Origin of the sequence: Kitasatospora sp. NPDC059747 (assembly GCF_042732955.1) — a bacterium.
Lineage (GTDB): Bacteria > Actinomycetota > Actinomycetes > Streptomycetales > Streptomycetaceae > Kitasatospora.
On the sequence record NZ_JBHWGV010000035.1, the window covers coordinates 1 to 10,111 of the forward strand.

The 10,111-nt window shown below is 75.7% G+C and carries 14 protein-coding genes and 1 pseudogene; 4 read left to right on the forward strand and 11 right to left on the reverse strand.

Going from position 1 to position 10,111, the window contains the following annotated elements; genetic code table 11:
• Together ACFV4G_RS17480 and ACFV4G_RS17485 are read left to right on the forward strand one after the other, a co-directional pair.
• Positions 1–435, forward strand: a 435-nt coding sequence (locus ACFV4G_RS17480) for an RNA-guided endonuclease InsQ/TnpB family protein (RefSeq protein ID WP_380441158.1), incomplete at its 5' end; no start/stop codon positions are given.
• 154 nt (positions 436–589) lie between these two features.
• Positions 590–1,336 (forward strand): MBL fold metallo-hydrolase, encoded by a 747-nt coding sequence (locus tag ACFV4G_RS17485; protein WP_380441159.1) that lies wholly within the window; start codon positions 590–592, stop codon positions 1,334–1,336.
• 10 nt (positions 1,337–1,346) lie between these two features.
• On the opposite strand, the gene ACFV4G_RS17490 is transcribed toward ACFV4G_RS17485, so the two are convergent.
• The 5 genes and pseudogenes from ACFV4G_RS17490 to ACFV4G_RS17510 all read right to left on the reverse strand — a co-directional run bounded on the left by ACFV4G_RS17490 (position 1,347) and on the right by ACFV4G_RS17510 (position 3,949).
• Positions 1,347–1,553 carry a DUF397 domain-containing protein gene (locus ACFV4G_RS17490; RefSeq protein ID WP_359969935.1) on the reverse strand — a complete coding sequence of 69 codons (207 nt, stop codon included), beginning with the start codon at positions 1,551–1,553 and terminating at the stop codon, positions 1,347–1,349.
• A 395-nt stretch (positions 1,554–1,948) separates the two neighbouring features.
• Positions 1,949–2,254: pseudogene (locus ACFV4G_RS17495) on the reverse strand (MarR family winged helix-turn-helix transcriptional regulator); the annotation flags it as partial.
• Positions 2,255–2,285: 31 nt separating this feature from the next.
• Positions 2,286–2,711, reverse strand: coding sequence for an SRPBCC family protein (locus ACFV4G_RS17500; RefSeq protein ID WP_380441160.1), 426 nt, complete (start codon positions 2,709–2,711; stop codon positions 2,286–2,288).
• A 103-nt stretch (positions 2,712–2,814) separates the two neighbouring features.
• Positions 2,815–3,204, reverse strand: a complete 390-nt coding sequence (locus ACFV4G_RS17505) for a GNAT family N-acetyltransferase (protein WP_380441162.1) — start codon at positions 3,202–3,204, stop codon at positions 2,815–2,817.
• Positions 3,205–3,310: 106 nt separating this feature from the next.
• Positions 3,311–3,949 carry a TetR/AcrR family transcriptional regulator gene (locus ACFV4G_RS17510; protein WP_380441164.1) on the reverse strand — a complete coding sequence of 213 codons (639 nt, stop codon included), beginning with the start codon at positions 3,947–3,949 and terminating at the stop codon, positions 3,311–3,313.
• Between the two features lie 96 nt (positions 3,950–4,045).
• On the opposite strand from ACFV4G_RS17510, the gene ACFV4G_RS17515 reads away from it, so the two are divergent.
• On the forward strand, positions 4,046–4,978 hold the full coding sequence (locus ACFV4G_RS17515) for an alpha/beta fold hydrolase (protein ID WP_380441166.1): 933 nt from the start codon (positions 4,046–4,048) through the stop codon (positions 4,976–4,978).
• A gap of 214 nt (positions 4,979–5,192) precedes the next feature.
• Here the strand turns inward: ACFV4G_RS17515 and ACFV4G_RS17520 are convergent, their stop codons facing one another.
• The 3 genes from ACFV4G_RS17520 to ACFV4G_RS17530 form a co-directional block, all read right to left on the reverse strand.
• On the reverse strand, positions 5,193–5,903 hold the full coding sequence (locus tag ACFV4G_RS17520; RefSeq protein WP_380441168.1) for a GNAT family N-acetyltransferase: 711 nt from the start codon (positions 5,901–5,903) through the stop codon (positions 5,193–5,195).
• Positions 5,904–5,980: 77 nt separating this feature from the next.
• Positions 5,981–6,295 (reverse strand): hypothetical protein, encoded by a 315-nt coding sequence (locus ACFV4G_RS17525; protein ID WP_380441169.1) that lies wholly within the window; start codon positions 6,293–6,295, stop codon positions 5,981–5,983.
• Positions 6,292–6,939, reverse strand: coding sequence for a hypothetical protein (locus ACFV4G_RS17530; protein WP_380441171.1), 648 nt, complete (start codon positions 6,937–6,939; stop codon positions 6,292–6,294). Before ACFV4G_RS17530 ends, ACFV4G_RS17525 begins: the two co-directional genes overlap by 4 nt.
• Before the next feature lie 48 nt (positions 6,940–6,987).
• On the opposite strand from ACFV4G_RS17530, the gene ACFV4G_RS17535 reads away from it, so the two are divergent.
• A complete protein-coding gene (locus tag ACFV4G_RS17535; protein WP_380441173.1) occupies positions 6,988–7,614 on the forward strand; it encodes a hypothetical protein in 627 nt (208 codons plus the stop codon).
• Between the two features lie 21 nt (positions 7,615–7,635).
• On the opposite strand, the gene ACFV4G_RS17540 is transcribed toward ACFV4G_RS17535, so the two are convergent.
• From ACFV4G_RS17540 to ACFV4G_RS17550, 3 genes are all read right to left on the reverse strand, one after another.
• A complete protein-coding gene (locus ACFV4G_RS17540) occupies positions 7,636–8,469 on the reverse strand; it encodes a hypothetical protein (RefSeq protein WP_380441175.1) in 834 nt (277 codons plus the stop codon).
• Positions 8,470–8,616: 147 nt separating this feature from the next.
• The gene (locus ACFV4G_RS17545) at positions 8,617–9,222 is read right to left on the reverse strand and encodes a nucleoside deaminase (protein WP_380441177.1); all 606 of its coding nucleotides are present in this window, start codon (positions 9,220–9,222) and stop codon (positions 8,617–8,619) included.
• 99 nt (positions 9,223–9,321) lie between these two features.
• Positions 9,322–9,984 (reverse strand): adenylate kinase family protein, encoded by a 663-nt coding sequence (locus ACFV4G_RS17550; protein ID WP_380441179.1) that lies wholly within the window; start codon positions 9,982–9,984, stop codon positions 9,322–9,324.
• Positions 9,985–10,111 lie beyond the last annotated feature (127 nt).

Here is a 10,111-nt window from a genome sequence, read left to right on the forward strand (position 1 = left end):
CGCCTCGACCACGCGCACAAGACCGCGCTGGGCCTGGTCCGCGCGCACGATTTCATCGCGCACGAAGACCTCAGGATCCGCAACATGGTCAAGGCTCCCGTGCCGAAGCCCGACCCCGACCGGCCGGGCGGCTTCCTGCCCAACGGAGCGGCGGCCAAAGCCGGGCTGAACAAGTCGATCAACGATGCCGGTTGGGGGGTGTTCCTTACGATCCTCACCAGCAAGGCTGAAAGCGCCGGCCGGGAAGTGATCGCCGTGGACCCCCGCAACACCTCCCGCACCTGCCCACCCTGCGGGCACATCGCGCCGGAGAACCGGCCCACACGGGAAAAGTTCCACTGCGTCGCCTGCGGCCACACGGCGCACGCCGACACGGTGGGAGCCACCAACGTTCTACGGGCAGGGCTTGTCCGTCGCAACGCCCGCCAGGGTTAGCGAGAAGCCCCCGGCTTCAGCCGGGGGAGGAGTCACGAGCGTTCCTCCTCCGTGGTGTGCCGTGTGTGCGCGTCCGATTATCACCAACGCCCCTGACACCCAACGCCGTTGCCCCTCCTCCCCGCCCCGGGCGGGGGGAGGGGAGGGGCGTGCGGTGATCGTCCGCATGCCGAGCCACCTCACCGTCCTCGGAACCTGCCGAGCCTGGCCCGAGGCCCACCGCGCCGCCGGCGGCCTCCTCCTCGACCACGACGGCCACCGCCTCGCCCTCGACCTCGCCCTCGCCCTCGACCTCGGCTACGGCGCCCACCCGCGCCTGGCCGCCCTCGGGGCCGAGCCGGACGCCGCCGTCATCACCCACGAACACCCCGACCACTGCGCCGACCTCAGCGCCCTCGCCCGCGCCCGCCACTTCGCCCCCCGCCGCGGCCGGCGCCTGCCCCTGGACTGCCCGCCCGGCGTCCTCACCCGCGTCCACGCGATGGAACCCACCGAGGACCTCCACCCCCTGCCGGCCGCCGGCACCCTGCCGGCCGGCCCGCTGCGCCTGGACACCGCCCCGCTGCCCCACCACGTCCCCCACGCGGGCGTGCGCCTCACCGCCCCCGGCCTCACCCTCGCCTGCAGCGGCGACGCGGGCCCCTGCCCGGCCCTGGGCCAACTCGCCGCCGGCGCCGACCCGTTCATCGCCGGCACCACCCTGAACGGCGCCGAAGCCGACCCCCGCGTCCTCGGCCTCGCCCAGGCCGCCGCCTGCGCCACCCGCGCCGCGGCCCGCCGCCTCCTGCCGACCCACTTCCGGCCCGGCGCTGACCGCACCCGCCCCGCCGCCGAGGCCCGGGCCGCCTTCCCCGGCGGTGAAGCCCTCGCCGCCGAGGAAGGCATGGTGCCGGCGCTGTGACGCGGCCGCGCTAGGCCGGGCGGTCGAACTCCCCGCCGCGCACGGCCGTCACGAAGGCCTGCCAGGCCGAGGACCGGAAGCGCAGCACCGGCCCGTGCGGGTCCTTGGAGTCCCGCACGGGCATGACCCCGGTGAACCCGTCGGCGACCTCCACGCAGCCGTTGGAATCGCCGCTGTGAGTGCTCTTGCGCCAGGTGGTCGTACGGTCGTTGTCCATCGCGATAACCCCTCCTGATAGAACACGGTCAACTGGCCACCACGGTACGGGCGCGGCACCCGGCGGCGACACCCGGCCCCGGCCGTGACTGTCAGGGACCCGTCAAGGGATGGTCCGGGACGGCGGATGATCCGTTGCATATGCCGGGCAGGGGAGCGGGGGCCGGCCGTGGGGGCCCGCCGGGCGCACCGGTGGCCCCTTGGCGGTGCGCCCGGCTCGGGAGGCCGCCCGGTGGCCAGGGCCCGCAGCAGGGCCTCCAGCGTGCGGGCGTCGAGGCGGGCGTGGAGGCAGGCGTGGAGGCAGGCGTCGAGGCGGGCGGCCGGGGCGAAGAACGCCGCGTCCGCCCGCTCCACCGCCGCGACGGCTGCGCGGGTCACCTCCGCGCCCCGGCCGGTGACCCGCAGGCGCCGGATCCGGGCGTCGCGCGGGTCGGCCTCCCGCTCCAGCAGCCCCTTGGTCTCCAGGCGGCGCACCACCTGCGAGAGCGTCCGCGCGTCGGTGCCCGCCCGGCGGGCCGGCACCCGCTGGCTGGGCGCCTCGCCGCGCCCGCCGGGGTGCCACATGCAGGCCAGCAGCACGAACTGGCCGTGCGTCAGGCCGTACGGCGCCGGCGCCGCCTCCACCGCCCGCCGCCGGCGCAGCGCCGCCTGCCACGGCCGGAAGCCGCGCCGTGCCAGGGTCGTCGGCACGTCCGGTGGCACGGGCTTCCGTCCGGGGGGCTCACGCGGGGGCTCACAAGACGGAGCCGCCCGCGTGGGTGAACAGGGCCTCCATCGCCTCGGGGAAGTCCTCGGTGATGGCCGGGCCCAGCTGTGGGCCCATCTCGCCGGCGGCCGGCCCGGCGATCTCCAGGCGGTGCACCACCGTGGTGCCGCCGTCGCCGCGCGGGCTGAGCCGGTGGCTGAAGCGCAGCACCACGCCGGCGAACGCGGTCTCGTCCGCGTAGTGGGCGTTCTCCTCGATCGCGGTGATCACCGAGGTGATCGGGTCCTGGCCGGAGGGCGTCATCGACACCTTCGCGCCGACCTCGAACGGGCCGAGCAGCGTGACCGACTCCATGGACGTATCCCACTGCGGCCAGTTGTCGAGGTCCTTGAGCACCGCCCAGACCGCCTCGGGCGCCGCCGTCGTCTCACCGGTGTACTCGTGGCTCCACATGTCGTGCTCTCCCCATCGCTCGAAATGTTCTACGCAGAGATTATCTCCGCGACGACTATCGTGCAAGGGGTCCCCGCCGCCCGCCCGCCGCCCCTCCTCGGTCTCACAGCGCCATCAGCCCCGCCGCCGTCGGCCGGAACCCGCAGCGCTCGTAGAAGGCCCCAAGATGCGGCTCGAAATCCACGTGCAGCCACTGCGCCCCGCGCGCCCGCGCCTCGGCCGCCGCCGCCCGCACCAGCCGAACCCCCAGGCCCCGCCGGCGCTCCTGCGGATGCACCGTGGTGTCCAGGACGAACGCGTGCAGCGCGCCGTCCCCGGCCACGTTCACGAACCCGACCAGCCGCCCGTCCCGGTGCGCCGTGACCCAGGCGAGGCTGCGGGCCAGCACGGGCGCGAAGGACGTGGGCCGGTGGCCGGGCCAGGAGGCGGCGAACAGCTCGTTCAGCGAGGCGTCGCTCAGGTCGGGGCGGACGGACAGCGTGATCGTTTCCATGTCGGACAGCATCGCAGCGCCGCCGGCCGGGGGAGGGGCCGGCCTCGAACGGCGCGGCCGTGCACGGCGGTTGGCCGGGGACGGGGCCGGTGCCGGTGTCGGGGCGCTACGGGGCGGGGAAGATCCGCCCGAGGTGGTAGCCCAGCACCGCCGTCGCGTCCTCGGCCGTCCGCTGCCCCAGCAGCACGCTCAGCCCCAGCCCCGCCGACACCGCCAGCAGCACGACCGCCTCCTGGTGCGCGTCCAGCCCCGCCGCTGCCTGGCCGGCCCGCTGCGCGGCGGTCAGCTGGGCGGCCAGGAACGCCTCCATCTCGTTGGGCGCGGCCAGGAACGCCTGCCCGCCCAGCGCCGGATCGGTGACCGACAGCACCGCGTACTCGGTGTACACGAGGTGGAAGGTCCGGCTCTCCTCGTCCGTCGGCACCGCCTCCAGCAGCACCGCCTCCACGACGTCCCGCGGCGCCGGCGCCGCCGATCCCGAACCCGCCGCCCCCGTCCCCGCCGCCACTCGCGCGGCGACCCGCTCGCTCACCCGCTCGCCCATGCGCGCCGCCAGGCGGTGCATCGCGGCCAGCAGCAGCTGCTCCTTGGTGTCGAAGTAGTACTGCACCAGCCGCACCGACACGCCCGCCTCGACGGCGACGGACCGCATGGTGACGGCGTGCAGCCCGCCGGCCGCCGCCGAGCGCAGCAGCGCGTCGACGATGTGGGCGCGCCGCTCCTCGTGATCCACCAGCTTCGGCATCCGGCTCCCTCCGATTTGTTTTATGGTACAAACATACCATCAAGTGCTGCGGCAACGCCCCGAGCAGCGCCGCGCTGCCCGTCAGGAGGGGACCCCATGACCAGGACGGCCGTCGGACACTTCGTCAGCGACGAAGCCCGCACCCGATTCCTCGACGCCTACGACCGCGCCATGCACCTGTGGCCCGCCCCCCGCCGGGAACTCGACGTCGAGACCTCCTACGGCACCGTCCACGTCCACCACCACGGCCCCGGCCCCGGCCCGCAGGACGGCCACGGGGGCCCCGAGGACGGCCGCGAGCCGGTCGTCCTGCTCCACGGCCACGCCGGACACCCCTCCAACTGGCACCCGCAGATCGCCGCCCTCGGCGCCCACCACCCCGTCTACGCCCTCGACACCCTCGACGACCCCGGCCGCAGCGTCCAGCACACCGCCGCCCCCGGCTCCCGCGAGAACGCCGCCTGGCTCGGCGAGGTTCTCGCAGGCCTCGGACTCCACCGCGTCCACCTCGTCGGCGTCTCCTACGGCGGCTGGCTCGCCCTCAACCAGGCCATCCACGCCCCCGAACGCCTCGCCACCGTCACCGCCCTCGACCCCGGCGGCATCGAAAAGGTCCCCGCCCGCTTCTATGCCCACATGACCGCCGGCCTCTTCGGCATGCTCGCCCCCCGCTGCCTGCGCCCCGCCCTCGGCCGCCTCCTGGCCAACCCCGCCCTCGCCGCACCCCCCGAGATGATCGCCCCCCTCATGCTCGGCATGCGCACCTACAAACCCGCCGCCCGCCCCGCCGCCCGCCCCTTCACCGATGACGAACTGCGCTCCGTCACCCTGCCCGCCCTCGTCCTCATCGGCCGCCGCAGCGCCCTGCTGCGCCCGCGCCGCGTCCACGAGCGCGTCACCGCCCTGATCCCGGGCGTGCGGGCCGAGATCGTCGACAAGGCCGGCCACGGCCTCAACCTGGAACGCCCGGAACTCGTCAACGAACGCCTCCTGGACTTCATCGCCGCAACGCCGCCGGCCGCTTCTTAAAGCTCTACTCGCCGGTTCCCGTACTCCAGCGCGGCGAGGAGAACGCCAGGTACGTGCTCCGCGACCGCAAGCCGCGCACCCGGCACCCCGACGGAACCTGCGACGAGGCGGAACCGACGTCCGGCCAGGTGGTCGCGGAGCTGCGCGGGCGCTTCCGCCTGCGGCGGCGCCCCGGGCGGCGGACCCGGGGCGCGCGCTCGTGCGTGATCGCCCCCTACGCCTCACCCTCCCCGAACCCGTCGGCCTCCTGCGGCTGTTCCGGCTGCGCCGGCTGCTCGGCCACGTTCCCGGCCGCGTCCTCGGCCGGGTCCCCGGCAGGGGCGACGCGGGGGCTCACACGCCCTGGATCCACCATCTCTTCCTCCTCCATCTGCGCCGCGCCCCTCACGGCGCGGCACGCCTTCTCGGCCGGCATCCCGAACAGCAGGAACTCGGCCCGCCGGCCCCGCTGCCCGACGAACCGGCTCGCGCGCCCCGTCTCCCGGAACCCCGCCCGCCGCAGCATCCGCGCCGACGCGGTGTTGCGCACGTCGCACTCGGCCGTCACCCGCCGCACGCCCCGCGCCCGCAGGTGCGCGGCGACGGCGCCCATCGCCTCGCCGGCGTAGCCGCGGCGCTGGTACTCGGGCGCCACCGTGATCCCCAGCAGCGCCCACAGGCCGCCGCCGCGCGTCGCCACCGTCCCCACCGCCAGGTCGCCGATCAGCCCCTGGCGCTCCCGCAGCTCGATCGCCCACTGGAAGAACCCGGGGCCCTCCGGCGACTCCGCCCGGTAGCCCGCCACGATCGCCGCCGCCTGCGCCGGGTCGATCGGCGAGCGCCAGCTCTGGAAGCGGGCCACCTCGGGGTCGCTGCGGTAGCGCGCGAGCGCGGGCGCGTCGTCGAGGCGAAAGCGCCTCAGCCGCAGCCGGTCGGTCAGGATCACGGCACCTCCCCGTTCCGGTGGACGCCCGGCCGCTCCGGCCGACACCCGCAGTCCACCAGCCGCCCGTCAACGAGGAGTCAATGCCCGGTCGACGGGCCCCGGTCGCGGGTGCGCGGCCCGGGCAGCCGCACCCGGCGCGAGTACACCGGCACGGCGCCGGCGGCCGCAGCGGGCTGCGCGAAGCACTCGAGGAGCAAGTCGCCGCGCACGTCGTCGAGTTCGCCGGGCGCCCGCGCCAGCAGCGCATTCGCCCACCCGTCGAGGGACGCCTCCCTCAGCGCGGCGTCCGGAACCCGGGCGAACTCCCCGGGACCCACCGCCGCCCACCCGGGCCCGCCGTCCGCCCGGAACCGCAGCCGCCACCAGTACGCCTGCCAGTACGGCCGCTTCACCGGGACCCGTCCGCCTCCTGCGCCAGGACGCCCTGGGCCAGCGGCGCGAACACCAGGCCCCAGGTGCCCGGCAGATGACGTATCGCCGCCGTCAGGTGGAAACGCACCACCGCCCACTCGTCGGGCCGCGCCTGCGCGCCGAACTCCCGCACCGCCTCCAGGCAGTCGTCGACGAGCTCCGCCAGCTCGTCGTCGTCCCCGTCGTCGTCCCCGCCGGCGAACCCGAGCCCGTCCAGCGCCTCCTGCACCTCCGGCGGCGCCGCCCCGAACCAGTCGTCCCACCCGGTCACCGCGCCCAGCAGGTACAGCAGGTAGCCCCCGGCCTCCGGCAGAGCGCCGCCCAACCGCGCCGAGACGACGTCCCGCTGGGCGTCGTCGCAGTCCAGCTCCGTGTGCCCGGCCGCAGCGGCCACCAGGCCCGCCCAGTGGGCCTCGTCGTGCCGGCCACTGGTCTGGCGCATGTGCGCGCTCGCGAAGGCGGCCATCGCCCCGGCGTCGTCGAACAGCGGGGAGAGCACCAGGTCGCTGCGGTAGTCGAAGCCGAAGTAGTAGCGGCGCCCGTCCAGCGTGAGCGATTCGATGCCGCCCACGTGACCGACCCGGCCGTCCAGCGGAGCACACTGCGCGGAGAGTTCCCGTTCCATGGCGGGGACCATAGCGCCCGCCGCCGACACCGCTTCTAGACTGGCCAGATGACGGGGAACGAGGGCTTCGGCGGCACGGCGGGACGGCTTGCGGAGCACGCGCACGACCTCCACGCGGCCGACCGCTTCGCGATCGCCGGCATCCCCGTACCCGAGGACCTCGCCCCGGCGGACCCCGCCGCCGGCACCTGGGTGCCCCACCTTGCCCAGCACGCCCTCGCCCTGCCCCCGGCCGCGAGGGGCGAGCTGCGCCGCCACCTCGCCGCGCTCCCGCAGCAGGAGCCGGTGCGCCCGCTGCCCGAACCGCGCGCCTACGAGCAGTACCCGCCCGGCCCCGGCGCCGTCCTCATGCGCCTGGCCCGCAACCGCAACCGCAAGTGGCTCAACCTGGCCAAGACCCTGTACGTCGTCACCGGCCGCTGCTGGTCCGCCGTCACCTACGGCGGCGTCGGGCGCGGCACCGTGTCGCTGACCCCCGATCTGCTGGCCGACTTCGCCGCCGTGATCGACATCCCCGCCGACCGCCTGGCGGCGCTCACCGGCCTCGAACCGCCCGCCCCCGCGCCGCGTACGGCCACCGCCGGCATCGCCGAACTCCTGTGGGACGCCCGCCGCCTCACCGCAACCCAGCTGCGCCGGGCCACCGACCACGCGCGCGCCCTGCACCGTCCGTAGCCGCCGTAGCCACCGGGGGCGTCAGGGCCGCGCCGCCCAGTGCTCCTGGGCCTGTGCCCGCACCGCCGCCAGCGCGCGCTCCCGGTCCACCGGTGGCGGCGCGAACCGCCCGCCGCACGCCCGGACGTGCTCCTCGAAGCGGTCGCGCCAGAAGTCCACCGTCCAGCCCGGCCACCGCCCCGCCATCTCGTACGCCTGCGCGCACGCACCCAGCGTCCACCATCCCACCCGGCGCCGCGCCGGATCGACGTGGATCCCGGCCTCGGCCCGCACCCGGCACACCCCGAGGTCCCGGCCCCGCGCCACCCGCTCCAGCAGCGCCGGGCCCTCCCACACGGGATGGTCGCCGCCGCCCGCCACCAGGTGGCAGCGCTGCGAACCGACCGTCACCACCGCCACCATCGGCTCCGGCCCGGCCAATTCCGCATCGTCCGCGTCGTCCGCGTCGACCAGGAAACCCGGCGACACCCGCCGCTCCCGGTCCCGGACGGCCTCCGGGTCCAGCCCCAGGTACGTCCGCAGGTCCGCCGGACCGTCGAAGGCCCACCGCACCTCCCACCCCGCCCACGCCTCGCGCAGCAGCTCAAGGGCCGCCGCCCGGTGGAGCATCGTGGTGCTCGGCCCCTCCCACGCGAACACCAGCAGCACCCGCCGCCGGTGGTCGACGAGCGCCGCGCCCTGGCACAGCACGTCGTCCGGCCACCAGTCGCCGGGCTGGAGGCCGGGCAGCAGCGCGAGCGCCCGCCCGGGCCCGGCGAGCAGCGCGAGGTCGAGCCCCACCGCCCCGAACCGGGACAGGTAGAGCTCGTGCTCGCCGCTCTCACGGACGACGACGATGGTGCAACGGTCGGCCATCCGCCCAGCCTGGCGCGACGGAGCAGCGCGGCGCCACCGGATTCGCAGTCGCGAGGAGCGGGAAACCGGCCCGCCCGACCGCCTGCTCCGGCGGGTGCACACCCCGATCCACCCTCACCGACCCGGCCGGCGCCGTCTTCGCGCTGCTCACCGCGGCATGGATGAGGGCCTGACTCCGCCCGCCCCGGCGGCGTGTTCCCGTACCTGCCGGGCCTGTTCGAAGAGGGCGTCGGTGCAGTCGGCCAGTACGCCGCCCAGAAGCAGTTCGGGGGCGTAGAAGGTGTCCGCCCGGGCCGTCACCTCGCGGACGGACAGGTCGATCTGGGGGATGCCGGAGCTGCGGATGGCGTCGACGGAGCTCGCCCAGACGATGCGGCGCAGCCCGGCCCAGATCATCGCGCCGGTGCACATCGGGCAGGGCTCGCCGGTGGTGTAGAGGGTGGCGGCGGCCCAGCCGTCGTTGCCGTGCCGGGCGACGTAGTCGGCGATGGCGGCGGTCTCGCCGTGCAGGAGCGGGCTGGAGGCCTTGGCGTTGACGCCGCGCGCCAGGACCTCGCCGGTGTCGGTGGCGACGATGACCGCGCCGAAGGGGTACGCGGGGTTGGTGCGGGCGAGGTCGACGGCCAGCCACATGAACCGCTCGTGCTCGCCGTCGCCGTCCTCGTCGCCGGGCACGGCGCGCGGCGGAGGGCCGGCCGCCGGGAGCGCGGTGCCGGCCAGCGCCTGCAGGATCCGGCGTCGGGCGACGTCCATACGGCCCCTCCTCGTTGGCGGCGTCCCACGCTAGCGGGAACCGGAGCGGGGCGTGGGAAGTCGGCCGATTCGACGTCCCACGCCGTGTGGCCGATGCCTTCAACTTCCGTGGCGGCGAAGTGCGGTGAGGGTGTGTCCGGCGATCGCCTCGGGGGTCCCGGTGGCGTCGACCGTGACGAGGAGGCCCTGGGCGGCGTAGTGCCGGGTGAGGGGCTGCGCCCTCTCCTCGTGCTGGGCGAAGCGGGCGCGGACCTTCGTCTCCTCGTCGTCGTCGCGCTGGTAGAGCTCGCTGCCGCAGGCGGGGCAGATGCCGTCGCCGGGCGGGGGGTTGTCCGGCGGCTCGTACGTGTGGGACGCATCGGTGCGACACAGGCGGCGGTCGGCGCTCAGGCGGATGTGGCGTTCCAGTTCGTCCTCGGGTAGGCGCAGGTGCACGATGGCGTCGAGGGGCGTGCCGCGCCGGTGGAGCAGTTCGTCCAGGGCCCGTGCCTGGGTGGTGTTGAGCGGGTGGTTGGTGAGGACGAAGCCTGCGGGGGAGGCCTGGTGCAGGTGGTCCGCGACGATCGCGCTGCTGATCTCGTCCGGGATCCGCTCGCCGGAGTTCATGAACTCGTGGGCCCGGCGGCCCAGTTCGGTGCGCTCGCGGAGGTGGGCGCGGATGAGGTCGCCGAAGCCGATGCGGGGCACCGCGAGGGCGCCGGCCAGTGATGCGCCCGGGGATTCCCGCGGCCACGCCGGTGGTTCCAGGAGGACGATTCGCATCGGTCGATCTTGTCAGGCTGCCGCCGTGGAGCGGGAGGGCGGAGTGGGGGGGGGGGGCGGGCCGCGGCGCACCCCGGGGGGGTTTTGTGGGGGGAGGGGGGGGGGCCGGGGGGAGGGGCGGGGGGCG

Coding starts and splice junctions, on each gene's coding strand:
- ACFV4G_RS17490 (WP_359969935.1), bottom strand. CDS start 1,553: ATGGACAACGACCGTACGACCACCTGGCGCAAGAGCACTCACAGCGGC.
- ACFV4G_RS17500 (WP_380441160.1), bottom strand. CDS start 2,711: ATGTGGAGCCACGAGTACACCGGTGAGACGACGGCGGCGCCCGAGGCG.
- ACFV4G_RS17505 (WP_380441162.1), bottom strand. CDS start 3,204: ATGGAAACGATCACGCTGTCCGTCCGCCCCGACCTGAGCGACGCCTCG.
- ACFV4G_RS17510 (WP_380441164.1), bottom strand. CDS start 3,949: ATGCCGAAGCTGGTGGATCACGAGGAGCGGCGCGCCCACATCGTCGAC.
- ACFV4G_RS17515 (WP_380441166.1), top strand. CDS start 4,046: ATGACCAGGACGGCCGTCGGACACTTCGTCAGCGACGAAGCCCGCACC.
- ACFV4G_RS17530 (WP_380441171.1), bottom strand. CDS start 6,939: ATGGAACGGGAACTCTCCGCGCAGTGTGCTCCGCTGGACGGCCGGGTC.
- ACFV4G_RS17535 (WP_380441173.1), top strand. CDS start 6,988: ATGACGGGGAACGAGGGCTTCGGCGGCACGGCGGGACGGCTTGCGGAG.
- ACFV4G_RS17540 (WP_380441175.1), bottom strand. CDS start 8,469: ATGGCCGACCGTTGCACCATCGTCGTCGTCCGTGAGAGCGGCGAGCAC.
- ACFV4G_RS17545 (WP_380441177.1), bottom strand. CDS start 9,222: ATGGACGTCGCCCGACGCCGGATCCTGCAGGCGCTGGCCGGCACCGCG.
- ACFV4G_RS17550 (WP_380441179.1), bottom strand. CDS start 9,984: ATGCGAATCGTCCTCCTGGAACCACCGGCGTGGCCGCGGGAATCCCCG.